Here is a 17,573-nt window from a genome sequence, read left to right on the forward strand (position 1 = left end):
CCAAATCCCAAATCGCAAGAAAAAAACGGAATCGATGATGCCGAGTTTCCATCACGGCGATGTTGAAATTGCCTATATCGACGAAGGCGCGGGCGAGCCGATCGTGCTCGTGCACGGCTTTGCGTCGAGCAAGAACGTCAACTGGATCTATCCGACCTGGGTGTCGGAGCTCGTCAAGGCCGGGCGGCGCGTCGTCGCGCTCGACAATCGCGGCCACGGCGAATCCGCCAAGCTCTACGATGCCGCGCAGTACGAGATCGCGAACATGGCAAGCGACGTGATCGCGCTGATGGATCATCTCGGAATCGCGCGCGCCGACATCATGGGCTATTCGCTGGGCTCGCGGATGACGGCGATCCTGGCGCGTGAGAATGCCGACCGGGTGCGTTCGGTGATCCTCGGCGGCATCGGCATCGGGCTGATCGAGGGCGGCGGTCCCGGCGAGGCCGTTGCGCTGGCGCTGGAGGTGCCGTCGCTCGACGACGTCACCGATCCGGTCGGCCGCACGTTCCGCGCCTTCGCCGATCAGACCCGCTCCGACCGCCGCGCGCTCGCCGCCTGCCTGCGCGGCTCGCGCCGCCTGATGACGCGCGAGGAGGCTGCCGGCATGCGTGTGCCGGTTCTGATCGCGGTCGGCAGCAAGGACGAGATCGCGGGCTCGGCGTCAGCGCTCGGCCGGATCATTCCGGGATCGCTGGTGCTCGACATTCCGAACCGCGACCACATGCGGGCGGTCGGCGACAAGGTCTACAAGACCGGCGTCATCGACTTCCTGTCGCGGCGAAAATAGCTCGTCGGCATCGTTCCCGGCATCGTCCTTGGCGAAGGCGCACGCCGCCGCGATCAGAACCACGAAGGTCGCGACCCACACCATGCGTGCGCCATAGCGGTCGTGTGGCCCCGAGATCACGCCACAGACGGCGGCATTGCCGAGCAGAGCGAGCGTCACCGTGCCCGCCAGCAGCGTCAAATCGTCGAGCCGCCGCTGCCACAGTCCGCGGGCGAACAAGATCACGACCAAGAGCATCGAGGCCAGCGCGACCGGCACGTGGATGCGATTGATCGCGGTGAAGTCGAGGGCCCATTGTTGTTGCCGCGCGGCGCGCATCGGCGCGACCTGCTTGGGAATATAGCGCTCGATGATGCCGTAGGTATGCGGGATCCAGCCTGAGGAGCCTTCTCCGGTCGCGACATCCAACAGCTGGTCGGCGGTTGCTTTCAGCGCCGCCCTGGCCTGCCATCCCGGATATTCGGCCAGCGAGCGCACCACGATGTGGCCCATCTCGTCATTCAGTCCCTGAAAGCGGCCGAGCGTGTCGAACATGCTGTGGCCCCACAGGAAGTCGTCGGCGGTAGGCGGCAACTCGTCGCGATAGGGGCACAGCTTCAGGTTCTCCTTGGCGCAATGATCGCGCAGATATTGCGCGACGATGCCATCCTGCAGCATGCGGCCGAAGGCGACGCCATAGCCGCCGGGTGTCCAGGCAAGCTGACCCGACAGCGCGAAGTTCGCCGCCAGCAGCATCACGGCGGCGGTGACGATGGTCAGGCTGCCTTGCATGAGGCCCGCGACCGGGACGCGGCGGCCGAGCCACGGACGCAGCATCCAGACGACGCAGCAGAGCCCAAGCAGCACCGCGAGCGTAGCGCTGTGCGTGGCGGCGGAAAACGCTGTGAATCCGAACAGCACCGCCTTCTCGAGCGTCGAAATCCGCTCGCCGTGCAGGACGAGGATAAAGAGCGCGAGCACCGAGAGGCCGGCAAAGATGTCGGTCAGCAGCATGCTGGCGAGCCAGGGCAGGGCGGTGGTGGCGATCAGCGCGAGGCTGATCGCGATCAGCCGGGCCGGCCGGGCGAGCTCGAGCATGCGCAGGGTCAGTTGCAGGATCCACAGCGTCGCCAGGGTCTGGATGCCGAGGTTGAGCCAGAAGCCCGATGTCTCACCGACATGGAGGTAGATGCCGAACACCGTCGACCGGCTCGGCACCAGATAGCCCTCGTACCAGCGCGCCAGATAGCCGCCGGTATCCCATTGGAGCAGCGGATAGCCGTTCCAGAAGGCAGGCGCGAGCAGCAGGAGGGGAATGGCGATGGTGGCGATCCAGACCGACCGTGCGTCGGTCAGACGGGCACGTAAACTGCGGGTATTGATGATGTTTCCCCCTTTTATTGGGGCCGACCATGCCCAAAACCACATTCGGGACGAAATCCGCCAATAGTTGCAGAAGCACGGCTTGATTTCGGCAAAATCCCGACCAACTCCCTTTAGACGTCGGCCCGGGGCGTTCGGCTGGGATTTACCGTGCCGAGCCTTCCCGGGACGCGCTGGGGTCACCGTGCTATAACGCACATCAGAACAACCGAATTGCGAGAGCAGCGATGGCAGTTCATCAGGTCAATCCGCAGGGGGCAAAGCTGGCGGCGCTCGATCCGATCTGGGATCGAATTCGCGGTGAGGCGGAAGACATCCTGCGGCGCGAGCCGGAGCTCGCATCCTTCATCTATGCGACCGTGCTGCATCACGAGCGCCTGGAAGATTCCGTGGTCCATCGCATTGCCGAGCGGCTCGATCACGCCGCGCTGTCGGGCGACCTGATCCGCCAGACCTTTGGCGAGGCATTGCGCGATGAGCCCGATATCGGCAACGCCTTCCGCGCCGATCTCGTCGCCGTCTATGACCGCGATCCCGCGACCTCGCGCTTCATCGATCCCTTGCTCTACTTCAAGGGCTTCCACGCGCTGCAGACCCATCGTCTTGCGCACTGGCTCTATCAGAAGGGCCGCAAGGATTTTGCCTTCTACCTGCAGAGCCGCTCGTCGGCGGTGTTCCAGACCGACATCAACCCGGCGGCCAGGATCGGCCGCGGTATCTTCCTCGATCACGCCACCGGTTTCGTCTGCGGCGAGACGGCCGTCATCGACGACGATGTCTCGATCCTGCATGGCGTCACGCTCGGCGGCACCGGCAAGGAGAACGAGGATCGCCATCCGAAAATCCGCCACGGCGTGCTGATCGGCGCCGGCGCCAAGATCCTCGGCAATATCGAGATCGGTCATTGCGCGCGGATCGCGGCGGGCTCCGTCGTGGTCAAGCCCGTGCCGCACAACGTCACGGTCGCGGGCGTGCCGGCGAAAATCGTCGGCGAGGCCGGCTGTGCCGAGCCGTCGCGCACCATGGACCAGATGCTCAACGCGATCGGGCTTTGATTTCACTCGCTTTCTGATCGCGACGCGCTTTAGCGTGTGCGCAACATCACGTCGCCAAAGCCTGAAAAGGCTCTGGCGATCTTTGCCGTCTCGTCCTAAAACTCCCCCGAAAATCATCGACCCGATTGGAGACGGCTGTGGACGTTCAGGAAGTCAGGAAGCTCGACGCGTATCTCAAACGCGTGTTCAGCAATCCCAAGATCCGCGTGGTGCCGCGGCCCAAGAAGGACGACTCGGCCGAGGTTTATATCGGCGAGGAGTTCATCGGCGTGCTGTTCGTCGACGACGAGGACGATGATCGCTCGTTCCAGTTCCAGATGGCCATCCTGGAAGAAGATCTGGGCGAGCAGGGCTGAACAGCCTGGTCTCGGCGCGTCATTGCGAGGAGCTCGCGACAAAATTGCAAAGCAATTTTGCGCTGAAGCGACGAAGCAATCCATATTTCCGCGTTAGCGGCTCGATGGATTGCTTTGGTTCGCTCGCAATGACGAGGAAGCTACCCCTTCGCGCTATGCATCTGCGCGGAGAGGCGGTTCATCGCGGTGGCGATGTCGCGCCATTGCGCAAGCCAGACGCGTGGAAAGCGGAAGGTCAGGTCGGCGCCCTCGATGCGCTGCTCACTCAGGCACATGCCGGGCGTCGACGTATCGCGCGTGCAGCGCGCGATCAATTGCGGCTCGGTCGCGGTGAACAGGTCCTCGCCGCCATAGGGCGTGCCGTCGCGGAACGCGCGTGCCGTCAGGCCGTCATCGGTATTCGCGCGCTCGTCGAGATAGCGCGGATAGATCGTGCGCAGCCGCATGTCCGGCGCGAGCGAATCGTGATGCGCCGCGATCGACACGAAGATCCTGTCGATTGGCTGCACCTTGTCCTCGACCGTATCGGCGCTGTAGTGCTTCGGCGCGGCAGGCGCCTCCAGCGACGGATAGAGGAAGCTCAGATCGACGCGCTCCTGCGGCCCGGAGTGGCGCTGGATCTTCATGCGCACCGCCATGGTCGGCACGTTGAACAGCGTGCCGCCGACGCTCACCGGCAGTCGCGACGGATCGCTGGGCGGGACGGTCGTATAGGTCGGCCACAGCAGATAGGCGACGAGCGCAATCGCACCGGCCGCGATGACTGCCGAGGCGATGATCGGAACGAGATGCGCGCGCGGATTGCGGCGGGTGTCGCGGGCGAGATGCTGGGCGGTCGAGAGTAGCGTCATGAGCGAGGCAAAGTGCAGGTCGGGAGTGGCCGAATCATCTGCCGAATATGCCACGTGACGCGGAATTTCCGTACGATTCCAATGGAATCCCGGAGCGAATGGCAATGCGCAAACGCCGCGCCAAGCGCCCCCGGTTAACCTTTCCTTAAGGATGATGTGGCGGCCTGCCGCCAATTCTGCGAAGCAGGGTGAGTGGCCTGTTGCGTAGCGGAAGTTCCGATGTCGCCCGATACCTTGAATTCCCTGTTCTCGCTCTTCATCGGCTTTGCGCTCGCCGGCGCATTGGCCAGCGGCTATCAGGCGATGGCGGAGCGTCCGGCCGGCTTCGGCCTGCTGCAGGAGGGCGTGGCGCCGAGAACCTTCGCCGCGGTTCCGTTTCTCGTCTTTGCCGCACCGTTCATCATCATGCGCAACACGCTGCGTGGTGCGCGCATCGAGCGCCGCCGTTTCGAGTTCGTGATGATGGCAACCGTCATCTCCGGCTTCTGGAGCCTGATGTCGGGCACCTTCTTCGTGATGACGCTGCGCGCTGCCGGCGTGATCGGGTGATCCGCGCCGGATCCTGATCCGTGGATCGCGCTTGCTTGAAACCATGTCGGCCGCTGTGCCAAGGTCGTCCTGACGAGAGCCTCGGTTCTGATCAATCAGAACCGAAAACGCTCCAGGGAGACCTCCATGGCGATCTACGAACTCGACGGGCAGGGGCCCGATCTTCCCGCCGACGGCAGCTACTTCATCGCCGACAATGCCGTTGTGATCGGCAAGGTGCGCCTCAAATCCGCGGCGAGCGTCTGGTTCGGCGCCGTGCTGCGCGGCGACAATGAGTGGATCGAGATCGGCGAACGCTCCAACGTCCAGGACAATTCGACCCTGCATGTCGATCCCGGCTTTCCCCTGATCATCGGCAACAACGTCACGATCGGCCACAATGCGATCGTGCACGGCTGCACGCTGGAAGACGGTGTGCTGATCGGGATGGGATCGATCGTGATGAACGGCGCGCGCATCAGGCGCGGCAGTGTCGTCGGCGCCGGCTCCGTCATCACCGAGGGCAAGGAGTTTCCTGAAAATTCCCTGATCATCGGTGCGCCCGCGCGCGTGGTGCGCACACTCGATGCCGCGCAGGCGGAGGCGTTGTCGCGGCCGGCGAAGTCCTACGCGATCCGGGGCCCGCAGTACAAAGCCGGACTGAAGAAGATCGGCTGAAGCCTCAGCGCTTCCGGCCCTGCTTGCGTGCGCCCTTCGGTGTTGCGGGGCCTGGCTTTGCCGCCTCCTGTAGTCTTGCTGTCTCCTGAAGTCTTGCGCTCTTGCGCAGCGCGTCTTTCAGGTCGATCGGAATACCGTGCTTCTTGAGGAGGTCGGCGAAGGCCTCGTCCGCGAGCTCCTGCAGCGTCGCCATCCGGTCGCGCCCAAGCTGCTTCAGCTTGTCGAAAGTGTCGTCGTCAAACTCGATCAGCTTGCGCAAATTGAATTGCTCCCAAACTGTATTGCTCCAACGCCTGTGGGAACCGGCGTTTTGCGGACCCGTTGATGTCCGCAAGGGAGAATTGCCATGCGCAAATTATCCGTCACCGTCGCGTCAGCGACAATCGCCATTCTGCTGGCGCCCACGGTTACCGTCGCCCAAGGTACTGGAACGGTACCGGGAGCGGCAGCCCCTCGTCAGCCAGCCCGGCATCGCCGCAAGTCGCGTCACCGCCGCCCGGCACCAACAGCGCCGGCACGGCTCAGTCTTCCGGCCGGCTGAATACCGGTGAGGGCGTCACCACCGGTTCGGCGTCGAGCGAAAGCTTCGACAAGGCGATCGCCGACGAGAACAGGACCGTCGACCGCCGCGTCAATGGCATCTGCCGCGGCTGTTAGTTTTTGACGGCTGCGCCTTGATGAACGTGGGTCGCGCAGAAGTGAGCGCGGCATAGGCGCGCGGTCGAAGCCCCGGTCCTACATTAGGTTAGCATGCGCGGGACGCGGCGGAGGAGGCTTAAGACGAAAAGCCTTGGAAAGAGGAGTAACGGGTGATGTTGCGTAAAACGATGATTGCCTTGCTGGCGACGGCCTCGGTCGGCCTGTTCACGGTCGACGCCGCGTCGGCGCGCGGTGGCTTCGGCGGCGGCGGCTTCCACGGTGGCGGTGGCTTCCATGGTGGTGGCGGCTTCCACGGCGGCGGATTTGGCGGCGGAGCTTTCCGCGCCATGGGCGCGGGCGGTGGCTTCCGGTCGGCTGCAATCGGCGGCGGCTGGCATGGCGGCGGCTGGCATGGTGGAGGCTGGCACGGCGGCTACTATCGGCGTGGCTGGGGCTATCCGTTGGCGGCGGCCGCGATCGGATTCGGCCTGGGCTACGGCGCCTACGATTACTATGACGGCTATTACGGCAACCCGTACTACGCCGGTTACGGCTACGACGACGGGTATGGTTACGGTGACGGCGGTTGTTATGTCGTGCGCCGTCGCATGCTGACGCCGTATGGCTGGCAGGTGCGACCGGTGCAGGTTTGCAACTGAGATATCTGCCGACGCATGGCCGGTCCATCGGATCGCCATGCTGATGGTCCTGGAATGATCGGCGCGGCCTCGGTGTCTTGATGCCGGGGCCGTCGCGCATTGGTACGCGGCTTGCAGCGCAGCGCGGCAGTCTGTGTGTGAACGCGTCGCGAAAGCAAACGGTCCGGCTGCGATTGGAGCCGGTTCTCAGAGGATACCAGAGATGCTGACCATTCCTGATCTGACATTGCTGTTCATGGTGGTTGTTTCGGGCCTCGCCGCCGCATTCGTCTACATGCTCCACGAGCTCGAGCCGAAGCTTGCGCGGCTGCGGCAGCGAAGCGATCGCGTGCTGCGCGACCGCACCAGGTAGGCGGTAACCCGGATCGCTGCGGCTTCGGCTGCTGCGATGTCGCGCGTGCAGAGCCGTCATCCGAGCACGCCGCGTTTTCGGGGTGGGCAATCCAGAGGTCGGGAATTCACGGCCCCCAAAAAACAAGGCCGTCGACGTAGTATACCGTCAACGACCTTGCCAGCCCCGGATATTGAAATCGGCTCACGCCATCCGGTGATTAAGGATGACTCGGATTCGAAGTCGGATATGTGAACCAGTTCACAAAGTCCGGATTAATTCACGCTAACGGGCACTCATGCAGGGCCGCCGCCGGCTGGCCTGGAGCGGGAAAATTCCACCTCAGGTCCTGATGTTGTTCGGGATTTGGCGCATTTTGATGGCCGCGCTGGTGACGGCGCTCAGCGTCTTCGGTCGTCAACCGCGCGGTCTTTGGCTTTGGCGCTTGCGGTTGGAACTCCGGGTGGCCTTCGACCGCTTGCGCGGCTCGGGCTCGGCTGCCGGCTCATTGGCCTGCGCGCTCGCGAGCGACTGGCGCAGACCCTCGACCTGTTCGGTCAGTGCGGCGACCTGGTCGGAGAGCTTCTTGGCGTCGGCCTGCTGCGCGGCGAACTGCTTGCGCATGGTCAGCAGCTGGTCCTGCACCTCCTGCAGCTGGTCGATGGATTCCTGCTGGGTCGCCTCCATCCCCTTGGTCTTTTCAACCAGGGCCTCGGAGACCTGTGCGGTCCGCGCCTGCAATTGGCGGGCGGCGATCATCCGATCGGTCTCCGGCACGTTGCCGCTGAAGGCGCGCCACAGCGCGATCGAGCCGATCCCGAATAGCACGAGCACCAGCGCCACGGCGCCGATCGCGATCGGCTGCACGCCGATCAGGCTGCTGGCTTGAGCATTCCGGGGGGCAAGTTCGACCATGCGACCAGAACCGGACATCAATTGAAAGGTTCCGCATAGCACAACCGCGATGCGGGCAAAACCCCCGGGGATTCAAGCAGGTGGCGCGGGGAGTGCAAAACTCGCCGCAAATTCCGCGGCTCCTGCCTCAAAACGGGACTGTCCGGCGCGCGTCCGTGGCTCAGTCCGTCGGCGCGATCAGCCCGACCCGCATGTCCTTCGCCAGGTAGACGCAAGCGCCGTCGGCGAGCACGCGGCCGTCGGCGATGCCCAGCACCAGTCGGCCGCGCCTGATCTGACGCATGTCGACCTCGTAGCGCACGATCCTGACGTCTGGTGTGATGTGGCCCCGGAACTTGACCTCACCGACCCCGAGCGCGCGGCCCTTGCCCGGCGAGCCGGACCAGCCGAGCCAGAAGCCGATGATCTGCCACATCGCGTCGAGACCGAGGCAGCCGGGCATCACGGGGTCGCCGGCGAAGTGACAGGCGAAGAACCAATGGTCCGGCGCAATGTCGAGTTCGGCGGCGACACGGCCCTTGCCGAAGGCGCCGCCGTCGATACCGATGTCGGTGATGCGATCCATCATCAGCATCGGTGGCGCCGGCAGCTGCGCATTGCCGGGGCCGAAATAGCCGCCCGTGCTCGAGCGCAGCAGATCCGGCTTGCTGTAGGACGATTGCGGCGTGTGAAAATCATGCGGGTTGAACAAGATGGCCACCGACCTTGGGGTTATGGTTAAACGTTAGGAGCGGCCGCGCCGCGTGGCTTTTGGCTTGACGGGCCGGGACTTGGCAGTCAGGCGCAGCGCCGCGGCCATGAAGGCCCAGATGTCGCCGGTCAGCCTTGCCGGATCCGGCCGCCGCTCGGCCGTGAGCGCGCCGATCAGCGCCTGGCGGATGCCGCCGATCATCAGCGCGATGGTGAGGTGAGGGTCGAGGTTGCCGGGAACGATCCCGTCGCGCTGCGCGGCCTCAAGCATGCGCGCCCCGGCTGCAAGCTGGCGGCTGGTGAAGGCGGTCTCGACATCAAGCACTTCGGGCGCCCGGCTCAGCGGTCCGATCACCAGCGGCGCAAACGGGTGCTCATAGTGAAAGGCGACATAGGCGCCGATCCGCTCCTTCTCCCGGTCCGCCCAGTTCCTGGCGGACAGCTTGGCGCCGCCGAAGGCCGCCTCATCGAGATGTTCATAGAAGTCTTCGACCACGGCGGCGATCAGGCCGGCCTTGGATCCGAAGTGGTGATAGGCAAGCCCGACCGAGACTTGGGCCCGTCTCGCGACGGCCTGCATCTCGAGATGCCCATCGCCTTCGATCAGTTCGTCTTGGGCTGCCGAGAGCAGTCGCTCCCGTGTCCCCTGGCTCGTCGCGCCCATCGTTTGTCCATTGGTTGAATTGAATTCAATTCAATCGGGCGGATGCTAGGATGTCAAGCTTGGGGCGTTGGGGCGACGGCCGGCGCCGAGACCGAGCTCAATTTCAAATTCGATCGCCAGACCGCCAACAAGATCGCCGGCATCTCGGACGAGACGGCCGCGTTCCTCGATCGGTTCTTCTGATCGGTTACCGCGTCCCCCTCAAAAGGTTGCGGCCACCCTTTGGGGGAAGGGTGGCCGCGCGCGAACCGGTCTGGGACGGGGAGGGGTGGGGATGTGACCGGGTCGCGAACTCGATTCCTTGTTGCCGCTCAGCGCGAGCTTGCGGTTGAAACTGCCGGGCGGTTGTCGCCGAGCGAGACCCACACATTGGGATCGCTCTGCGATTGCCGCTTGACGAAGCGGTAGCCGGTCTCCGTCCAGGCGACGATGCTCTCGTTCTGGTTATCGAGCACGAATTCGCCCTTGTCGGTCTTCACCGTCAGCACCGCGTGGCCTTCGCCCTTCTTGTCGCGGACCACCGTGATCAACAGCGCCTCGCGCGGCCAGCCGGCGTCCATCAGCATCTTGCGCTTCAGGAGCACGTAGTCCTCGCAGTCGCCGTAGCCGTCTGTCGGCAACGACCATTTCTCGATCACGCCCCAATGATCCATGTCGGTTATCGGCTTGATGGATTCGTTGACCCACTTGTTGACCCGCACGAGGTCGCGCCAAGCGGTCTGCGACAACACGATGTCGCGTGGTTGCGTCTTGCCGCCGCGGCACTCGGCGGGGTTGTCGGCGCAGAATTCGACCCAGCCGATCGGCGAGCGCGCAACGTCACCCAGGCTGGCATAGACCACGTCGCCGGCCTTGGCCGACACGCACGTCGCAAACAGAATGGCGGCAACCGCCAAACCTTTCCCCTGTCCCCTGAACCCAAACATCATGGCCCCCGTTCTTCTTGTTGGGACCACGTTTCGCACAAAGCTTTTGCGCCGCCGCTAAGTGTGCGAAGTAGATTTGACGCGAATACTGATAAAAGCTGCGGCGAATTCGATCTTTACTTGAATCGAATTCGCGTAAAATTTGAAACAACTGCAATTGATTCAAATTTTATCTATTAACCCGGCAAGCGCTGCGCCTGCACGGTTTGTTGCAGCAAACGCCGCGGCCGTTAACCGCCGATTTCGCCGGACCAAACGCACCGAAGGCGGCCACCGGTGTACCGGAGGCCGCCTTCGCGGGCTGAAAACGGGGTCTTGAGCGGTCTTTCGCTTTACCTCGCGGTAACGCTCTCTTCGAGCGTTTCCGCGGACTGCTCGTGGACGAACTCGAGCGCGAAGCCTTCCTCGAGATTTCGCACCACGCGGGCCTGCACCCGGCCGAGCATCACGAGCGACTTCAGCGGCGGGCGGTTCTCCGCGGCGATCGCAGCACCGGACAGCGAAAGGTCGATGATGCGGCAGGTCATCCGCGAGCCGTCTTCCTGGGTGAGCAGGGCGATCGGGTTGCGCGGCACGATACGGTCGTGGCGGCGATCCTCGGGCAGATTGAGGATGTCGCGGTTGGCGAGCCAGGTGAGCTGGGCGGCGAGCTTGTCGCGCTTGCGCGCGGTGGCGCCGATCGTCATCGCAAAGCCGTTGTCGATGATGCGGGTGATGCGGCCCTCGACCCGGCCGATATGGTCGAGATAGGCGATCACGCGGTCGCCGACATTGCCGATGCCGGGCGCAAGCAGCGCGAGGCCGCCCGGGGACATGTTGATAATCTGGCAGGGAAACTCGCGCCGGTCGGGCAGCATGTAGCGGCCGAGCAGGTGCACTTTGACGCGCTGGAAGCGCCGCCGCTCCTCGGCAACGGGGACGACGGTAGTTTTCTTCTGTGCAAACGACATCACGACAAAACCCGGCCACCGTCCATTCGGAGCCCCGACGACCGTAAGGCTGATAGGGTTAACAGGGCGTTACGGTTGTGAAGGGGAACCCGGACACGGAGCGAGAGCGACAAGCGAAATTCACGCGAGCCGTGCCCGGGGGCGTTAGGCTCATTCTGATGCCGCGTCAGGTTCTCCGAACCATCGCGCCGCGGCTTGAGCAGTCTCCTCCAGATCCGGCTCGATGTCTGTGGCCCAAGCCACAAAGCCATCGGGACGCACGAGCACCGCGCACAAGCCCAGCCGATTCCCGGCATCGCTCGCGACATAGTTGATCCGCCCACGCCAGCGATCGGCCAGCGCGCGCAGAGGAGAGCGCGGCTCGAAGTCGAGCAGCAGGCCGCGCCCATCTCTGAGCAGTTCGCCGAGCCTCATGGCGCAGGCGAGCTCGAAGTCCGGCGCGCTACGGCCGACCAGCGGATGGCCGCCGCCAAGATCGTAGCGCAGCGAAACGCCCCACACGCGCTCGGCAAAATAGGTCGCGCCGTCGGTCGTCGCGATCAGATCGCGGATGATGGCTTCGAGCGCGCGCGAACTGCGGCTCGGCCGCATCAGCGCGACCTGCGCCCGCGACCAGTCGAGGATCTGCGCGCCCACCGGAAGCCGTTCGCTGCAATAGCTGTCGAGCAGACCGGCCGGCGCGTCGCCGCGGATCGTGGCTGCGAGCTTCCAGCCGAGATTCATCGCATCGCCAAGCCCGAGGTTGAGCCCCTGGCCGCCCAGCGGAGAATGGATGTGCGCGGCGTCGCCGGCGAGCAGCACACGTCCGTTCCGGTAAGCCGTCGCCTGACAGGCGCGATCCGTCCAGGTGGTGGCAAGCTGGAGGGCCGTCAACGTCACGTCGGTGCCGGAGACGCGGCGCAGCACCGCCTGCACATGCTCGCGCGTGATCTCGTGGGTGCGGTGGAAGGCACCGCCGTCGAAATCGACCATCGCGATGGTGCCGGGGCGCGTGTAGGTATACATGCCGGTCGGTGTGTAGTGGCGGCCCGGACGGAGCGTGTCCGGATCGGCAATCTCGACCTCGACCGAATAGCCGGTGAACTCGGGATCGCTGCCGACAAACTCAAAGCCGCCGGTCTTGCGCACAATGCTGCGGCCGCCGTCGCAGCCGACCAGCCAGCGTCCATGAAAGATCTCGCCGCCGGCCCGAACGGTCACGCCGTCATCCGACTGATCGAACGCCTCGACGGCCGCGCCGCGCCTGATCTCGACGTCCATCGCGATTGCACGCGCGGCGAGCGCAGATTCGAGTGACTCCATGTCGACTGCCATGCTGGTGCTGGCCGGACCCGGCAGGCGATAGGACCATTTCGAACTGTCGATCTCGTCGTGATAAAACTGGATGCCGGCGAAATGGCCGGCCGGGCGGCGCGGCTGCTGCATCCAATGCGCGCCGTTCGACGCATTGCGGCCCAGGCCATCTTTCGCGCGCTGCGGCATCGCGATCTCGTCCAGCATCCCGCGACGATAGAGGGCCTCGATGGTGGGCGCCGAGAGGCCGCGCATGCCGAACGGCAGTCGCTTCAACGGCGAGTGCGGGTCTGTGGCCTGCTCCAGTACCAGCACCGAGTACCCGGCAAGCCGCAGCTCGCAGGCAAGCAGCAGGCCGACCGGGCCGGCGCCGGCAATCACGACGTCATGGGGAAGCGGGTGGTGGTTCTGCATGAACTGCTCCTTTGTCGATGTTCGACCGGAGCGGTTCGTCGGATTGAGAACCACACGGACGAACAATGGACGCTTCGATAGCGTCCGGTGTTCGTCGTGGGGATCTCATGCACGCAGCAGGAGACCAGAGCTTTCGATTCCGAAGGGACTTCGTTTCGAAAGGACTTGGGCTTACCAAACCAAGTCTGCCTTTTCCGACATGGGCGATATAGCGGCGTGACGGCAGATCCGCAATGGCGATCCGTGCGCGCAAGTTATGGGAACAATGCAGGGCCGCGATGTTCCGGTGCGACCGTCGGGCGCGGTTCGACCATCCACCTGTTCCAGAAGAAGATCTCGATCGGCGCGATCACGGCGCACTTTATCACCCATCTGCACGCCGAGCACATCGTGGGCCGTCCCGACGATCTCGGTGCGCAGGCGACGCGGCTTGTTACTTGGCTTCCGCGTCCATGGCCGGTTCGACCGGCTCCGCCGGTGGCTCAACAGTCACGGTCTTTAGCACCTTGCGCTTCGCCGCACGGATCTCGAGCTGCAAAGGCGGCTGATAGGAGCCGGCCGGCGGCTCGAACATGAAGCCGTGGTGCCCATCGCCCTTGTTGAGCTTGAGAAGATCCTTGCGGAATTGATCGGCGACAACTTCGGCAACATGATCGCCGTTGAAATAGATATCGATCGTGACTCGTTTGTCGGGGTGCTGGTCGTACAAGGCCCAGCCGGCGATCCTGTTCTCGCTGAAGACGTCGACATGGCCGGTGACCTCGCCCGAGAGGCTCTCGATGCCGGCTTCGATCACCTCGATGTCGCTCTTGTAGATCGATCGCGTGACGTCGAAGCTGAAATGCGCGGTGTCGACACATTGGTCGAGCAGGTTCTGCCGATGCTCCTTCATTCGTTGCAGCGTGTCCAGCTCGCCCAGCCTGACATACATGCCGACGATGCCTTCGATACCAGAATTCATGTGTCGTTCCCCGCAATGCTACCAGCCTGTTGGCCCTCGGTTGCGTTCACAATCAACGGTTCTTTGCGATGCTTCCTTGCGGAAAAATACTCCCGGCAAGACTTGAAGCGCGTCGTCCCGCCAGGTCTGTCATAGAGGCGTTCATGACAGGCGTTCATGACATCCCGATCGTCCTGACCTAAAGTCGGTGCGGCCGAACCCGGCCCAATGACAAGGACAGGGAGAGCGAACCGATGGAGCAGATCCGCGTCTGCACGCATGACGGACCGGGAGCCAAGCCGGTAATCCGGACCGTGCCATGGCCGGATGTCGGCAAAAAGGCGGCCCTGATCAAGGTCGGCGCCTGCGGCGTTTGCGGAACCGACCTGCACATCCTGAAGGGACACTGGCCGAAGCCGCTGCCATGGCCGTTCACGCTCGGCCACGAGCTCGGCGGCGTGATCGTCGAATGCGGCCCGGAATTCACCGAAGACTTCATGAGCAAGCCGCTGCGGGTGGGATCGAAGGTCATGATCCCGCCCTTGATGCCGTGCGGCCGCTGCTATTACTGCATCCATTATCCCGAGAGCGCCAACAAGTGCCTGATGCCGGTGTATTACGGCCGCTATCTCGGCTTCGACAAGGCGCCGCACATGTGGGGCGGCTGGGCCGAATATGTCTATGTCGATCTCGACATGCTGCCCGGCACCAAGATCTACAAATTGCCCGACGACATGTCGCTGCGGCTGGGCGCGCTGTCGGAGCCCCTGACGTCCTGCATCCGCGCCTTCAACCGCGCCACGCGCGCCGGCGGCTTCAGCTGGGGCGACACCGTGGTGATCCAGGGCTCCGGGCCGATCGGCATCCTCGCGGTCGCGGCCGCGCAGGAGATGGGAGCGGGGCGCGTGATCTGCGTCGGCGCGCCGGAAACGCCGCGGCTGGCGCTGGCGCGCGAGTTCGGCGCCGAGGCGACCGTCGATATCGAGCTGCTGAAGACGCCGGAGGAGCGCATCAAGGCGGTGCGCGACATCGTCGGCGGCTTCGGCGCCGACCTCGTGATGGATTGCTCGGGCCATCCGACCGCCGGCCCCGAAGGCATCGAGATGCTGCGCGACGGCGGCACCTATGTCGAGATGGGGCAGTTCACCGACGCCGGCTCGATCAATACGTCGTGGCACCGCATCTGCACAAAGGACCTCAACGTGCTCGGCTCCTGGGGCTTTACCGGCAACGACCTGCCGCTCGGCGTCGACATGCTCTACCGCACGCGCAACAAATACCCGTGGCTCGACATGCAGACGATCTATCCGTTCACCGAGGACGGCGTCGCACGCGCGGTGGCGGACGCGATGGCGATGAAGACGGTGAAGTCGACCATCGTGCCGTGGCCGGAGCTGGTCGGATGAAGCAGGCCAATGGAAGCGTCGCTATTCCTGTTGCAGTGCTCCCAAGGAATGCCAGCCGGGGCGCCGTCAGGACCGGCCTGATATCGCTCGCCGGGACGGCGGCCCGGCGCTAACATGCGCGCATGCAATCGAACCGTGTGCCGCCGAGCGCAACGTTTGCGTGGGGAAACCTGTCCGAGGACTTCGCGCTGTTCCGTAAGCTCAGCCCTGAGCAGCGGCTGATTGCCTTTGGCGCGATGACCCGGCGCGACCTGGTGCGTGGTGAGCTGCTGGTCGAGCAGGGCGGCGCTTCGGACGCATTGTTCCTGGTGCTACACGGCGCGCTGGCGGTGCATCGGACCGATCATCCCGAGCCGATTGCGGAGCTTCGCGCCGGCGAACTGGTCGGCGAGATCGGCTTCTTCGCCAACATCCCGCGCACGGCCAACGTGATCGCGATCCGCGATACCAGCGTGCTGGTATTGACGCGGGCGGCCTATGCAAGGCTTGTGCAGGAAGCGCCCGGCATCGTCGAGGCACTGCTTGCCGCGCTTGCGCAGCGGTTTGCCATCCAGACCGCGCGGCTGTTGCCCGTCCGGGCGTCGCCAAAGGCGCGCACCGTCGCGCTGATTGCGGGCGGACGGGAGCCGGTGCCGGCTGCCTTTGAACGGAGGTTGCGCGAAGGCCTAGCCACAGCAGGTGCCGAGATCGTCGATCTCGCGCGCGTTCAGGCGTTGTTTCCCGGCCGCGCGCTGGACTCGTCCGAGGTCGCCGACTGGCTCAACCGGATCGAGTACGACGCGCCGCTGGTGGCTTATTTCGGTGGTGCGGAAGCATCCGAATGGGCGCGCAAGACCATTCGCCAGGCCGACCTCGTGGTGTTCGCCTGCCGCGGTGAGGCTCCGCCGCCGGTTCTCACCGATCTCGAAAGCTTCGCCTGCGGGGTGCATCCGGCGTCGGCGCGACGCCTGGTTCGTGTTCATGATATCAGGCAACACGAGGTCAGCGGCACCGCGGCCTGGCTGGCGCGACTGCCTTGCTTCATGAATCACCATGTCGCGCTCGAGGACCAGATCGATATCGAGAGTCTGGTGCGCTTCCTGTGCGGTCGCGCCATCGGGTTTGTCGCCGGCGGCGGCGGCAGCCTCGGCACCGCGCATGTCGGCATCTACAAGGCGTTTCGCGAGCGCGGCACCATGTTCGACATCTTTGTCGGCACCAGCGTCGGTTCGGCGATGGCGGCGGGCTTTGCCAAGAACTACGACGCCGAGCATCTCGAGCGCGGCACGCATGAGATCTTCGTCTCCAGCCGCAGCTTCCGCCGCCCGACCTGGCCGCGCTATGCGCTGCTGGACCACAAGGCCTTCGATCGGGCGCTTGCCGATCAGTACGGCGACAACTGTCGGATCGAGGATTGCTGGCGGCCGTTCGCGGCGGTCGCGACCAATCTGTCGACGCACAATCTCGAATTGATCAGGACCGGCCTGCTCTGGCAGGCGGTGCGTGCATCGAGCGCGATCCCCGGCCTGCTGCCGCCATTCTATACCAAGGACGGTTCGATGCTGGTCGATGGGTGCCTCGTCGACAACGTTCCGCTGGCGCAAATGCACCAGCTGAAGAGCGGGCCGAATCTGGTGGTGCATTTCGGCGAGCCGGCGACCGAGATGTTCGACGTCGACTATGCCGCGCTGCCTGGACGGCTGGAACTGCTCGCGTCGCTGCTGACGCCGTTCCGGCGGAAGGCGCTTCCGGCCGCGCCGAGCGCCGTCAACGTGTTGTGGCGAAGCCTCGTCGCGCATCAGCGCTACGATACGCTGCCGACCACGCCGCTCGACCTGGTGATGCGCCCGCCAACGCCTGAGGGCATCGACGTGACCGATTTCGACCGCCATCAGGAAATCTTCGAGTCCTCGTATCGCTGGGCGCAAGACACCATTGCCGCCTCGGAGGCGGCGCATAATCCGGCCATTGCTGCCATCGTCGCGTCGGCCAGGGTGGCGGATAAGGCTGCGGACACGGGTGCGGACTTGAGCGCGGACGACAGCGCGGATCAGACGACGGTGAGCGCGCCGGTCTCTCATCAGGCGAGCGTCGGCTGAACGTCTTGCGGGCGGCGCCGAAGTCGACCATCGTGCCGGACTGAAATC

20 protein-coding genes and 1 pseudogene are annotated in these 17,573 nt (G+C 64.5%); 11 read left to right on the top strand and 10 right to left on the bottom strand.

The window, feature by feature from the left end; genetic code table 11:
• Positions 1-37 precede the first annotated feature (37 nt).
• Entirely contained in the window at positions 38-790 is a 753-nt protein-coding gene (locus HAP47_RS16335) for an alpha/beta fold hydrolase (protein ID WP_173637354.1), read from the top strand.
• A 24-nt stretch (positions 791-814) separates the two neighbouring features.
• Here HAP47_RS16335 and HAP47_RS16340 read toward each other — a convergent pair.
• Positions 815-2,197: pseudogene (locus tag HAP47_RS16340) on the bottom strand (hypothetical protein); the annotation flags it as partial.
• Positions 2,198-2,379: 182 nt separating this feature from the next.
• Between HAP47_RS16340 and cysE the strand changes: the two are divergent.
• Together cysE and HAP47_RS16350 are read left to right on the top strand one after the other, a co-directional pair.
• On the top strand, positions 2,380-3,207 hold the full coding sequence (cysE, locus tag HAP47_RS16345; protein ID WP_173637353.1) for a serine O-acetyltransferase: 828 nt from the start codon (positions 2,380-2,382) through the stop codon (positions 3,205-3,207).
• 137 nt (positions 3,208-3,344) lie between these two features.
• Positions 3,345-3,563 carry a DUF3126 family protein gene (locus tag HAP47_RS16350; protein ID WP_050406403.1) on the top strand — a complete coding sequence of 73 codons (219 nt, stop codon included), beginning with the start codon at positions 3,345-3,347 and terminating at the stop codon, positions 3,561-3,563.
• Between the two features lie 140 nt (positions 3,564-3,703).
• Here HAP47_RS16350 and HAP47_RS16355 read toward each other — a convergent pair whose 3' ends face one another.
• Positions 3,704-4,414: a hypothetical protein gene (locus HAP47_RS16355; RefSeq protein ID WP_173640474.1), complete on the bottom strand. Its 711-nt coding sequence runs from the start codon at positions 4,412-4,414 to the stop codon at positions 3,704-3,706.
• 219 nt (positions 4,415-4,633) lie between these two features.
• On the opposite strand from HAP47_RS16355, the gene HAP47_RS16360 reads away from it, so the two are divergent.
• On the top strand, positions 4,634-4,963 hold the full coding sequence (locus tag HAP47_RS16360) for a DUF6949 family protein (RefSeq protein ID WP_092115175.1): 330 nt from the start codon (positions 4,634-4,636) through the stop codon (positions 4,961-4,963).
• A gap of 126 nt (positions 4,964-5,089) precedes the next feature.
• Positions 5,090-5,620, top strand: a complete 531-nt coding sequence (locus HAP47_RS16365) for a gamma carbonic anhydrase family protein (protein WP_173637352.1) — start codon at positions 5,090-5,092, stop codon at positions 5,618-5,620.
• Positions 5,621-5,624: 4 nt separating this feature from the next.
• Here HAP47_RS16365 and HAP47_RS16370 read toward each other — a convergent pair whose 3' ends face one another.
• Positions 5,625-5,879: a hypothetical protein gene (locus HAP47_RS16370; RefSeq protein ID WP_173637351.1), complete on the bottom strand. Its 255-nt coding sequence runs from the start codon at positions 5,877-5,879 to the stop codon at positions 5,625-5,627.
• Positions 5,880-5,944: 65 nt separating this feature from the next.
• On the opposite strand from HAP47_RS16370, the gene HAP47_RS16375 reads away from it, so the two are divergent.
• From HAP47_RS16375 to HAP47_RS16385, 3 genes are all read left to right on the top strand, one after another.
• Complete coding sequence (locus HAP47_RS16375; RefSeq protein ID WP_173637089.1) at positions 5,945-6,277, top strand: hypothetical protein; 333 nt, start codon at positions 5,945-5,947, stop codon at positions 6,275-6,277.
• Between the two features lie 155 nt (positions 6,278-6,432).
• The gene (locus HAP47_RS16380) at positions 6,433-6,918 is read left to right on the top strand and encodes a hypothetical protein (protein ID WP_173637350.1); all 486 of its coding nucleotides are present in this window, start codon (positions 6,433-6,435) and stop codon (positions 6,916-6,918) included.
• A gap of 202 nt (positions 6,919-7,120) precedes the next feature.
• Complete coding sequence (locus HAP47_RS16385; RefSeq protein WP_173637349.1) at positions 7,121-7,270, top strand: hypothetical protein; 150 nt, start codon at positions 7,121-7,123, stop codon at positions 7,268-7,270.
• A gap of 396 nt (positions 7,271-7,666) precedes the next feature.
• Here the strand turns inward: HAP47_RS16385 and HAP47_RS16390 are convergent, their stop codons facing one another.
• From HAP47_RS16390 to HAP47_RS16400, 3 genes are all read right to left on the bottom strand, one after another.
• Positions 7,667-8,164, bottom strand: a complete 498-nt coding sequence (locus HAP47_RS16390; RefSeq protein WP_173640473.1) for a hypothetical protein — start codon at positions 8,162-8,164, stop codon at positions 7,667-7,669.
• A gap of 160 nt (positions 8,165-8,324) precedes the next feature.
• Positions 8,325-8,855, bottom strand: coding sequence for a bifunctional 3-hydroxydecanoyl-ACP dehydratase/trans-2-decenoyl-ACP isomerase (gene fabA, locus HAP47_RS16395; protein WP_173637348.1), 531 nt, complete (start codon positions 8,853-8,855; stop codon positions 8,325-8,327).
• Positions 8,856-8,888: 33 nt separating this feature from the next.
• Complete coding sequence (locus HAP47_RS16400) at positions 8,889-9,518, bottom strand: TetR/AcrR family transcriptional regulator (RefSeq protein ID WP_173637347.1); 630 nt, start codon at positions 9,516-9,518, stop codon at positions 8,889-8,891.
• A gap of 42 nt (positions 9,519-9,560) precedes the next feature.
• Here HAP47_RS16400 and HAP47_RS16405 point away from each other — a divergent pair, with 42 nt between their 5' ends.
• Positions 9,561-9,701 (top strand): hypothetical protein, encoded by a 141-nt coding sequence (locus HAP47_RS16405; protein WP_173637088.1) that lies wholly within the window; start codon positions 9,561-9,563, stop codon positions 9,699-9,701.
• 128 nt (positions 9,702-9,829) lie between these two features.
• On the opposite strand, the gene HAP47_RS16410 is transcribed toward HAP47_RS16405, so the two are convergent.
• From HAP47_RS16410 to HAP47_RS16425, 4 genes are all read right to left on the bottom strand, one after another.
• On the bottom strand, positions 9,830-10,444 hold the full coding sequence (locus tag HAP47_RS16410) for a transglutaminase-like cysteine peptidase (protein ID WP_173640472.1): 615 nt from the start codon (positions 10,442-10,444) through the stop codon (positions 9,830-9,832).
• A 332-nt stretch (positions 10,445-10,776) separates the two neighbouring features.
• Entirely contained in the window at positions 10,777-11,394 is a 618-nt protein-coding gene (locus HAP47_RS16415) for a PilZ domain-containing protein (RefSeq protein WP_092115166.1), read from the bottom strand.
• A gap of 150 nt (positions 11,395-11,544) precedes the next feature.
• A complete protein-coding gene (locus HAP47_RS16420; RefSeq protein WP_173637346.1) occupies positions 11,545-13,101 on the bottom strand; it encodes an FAD-dependent monooxygenase in 1,557 nt (518 codons plus the stop codon).
• Between the two features lie 433 nt (positions 13,102-13,534).
• The gene (locus HAP47_RS16425) at positions 13,535-14,062 is read right to left on the bottom strand and encodes a hypothetical protein (protein ID WP_173637345.1); all 528 of its coding nucleotides are present in this window, start codon (positions 14,060-14,062) and stop codon (positions 13,535-13,537) included.
• 233 nt (positions 14,063-14,295) lie between these two features.
• Between HAP47_RS16425 and HAP47_RS16430 the strand changes: the two genes are divergently transcribed.
• Both HAP47_RS16430 and HAP47_RS16435 read left to right on the top strand, forming a co-directional pair.
• On the top strand, positions 14,296-15,447 hold the full coding sequence (locus HAP47_RS16430; RefSeq protein WP_173637344.1) for a zinc-binding dehydrogenase: 1,152 nt from the start codon (positions 14,296-14,298) through the stop codon (positions 15,445-15,447).
• Between the two features lie 122 nt (positions 15,448-15,569).
• The gene (locus HAP47_RS16435; RefSeq protein ID WP_173637343.1) at positions 15,570-17,525 is read left to right on the top strand and encodes a patatin-like phospholipase family protein; all 1,956 of its coding nucleotides are present in this window, start codon (positions 15,570-15,572) and stop codon (positions 17,523-17,525) included.
• Positions 17,526-17,573: the final 48 nt, after the last annotated feature.

The organism is Bradyrhizobium sp. 41S5, assembly GCF_011516665.3.
GTDB lineage: Bacteria > Pseudomonadota > Alphaproteobacteria > Rhizobiales > Xanthobacteraceae > Bradyrhizobium > Bradyrhizobium quebecense.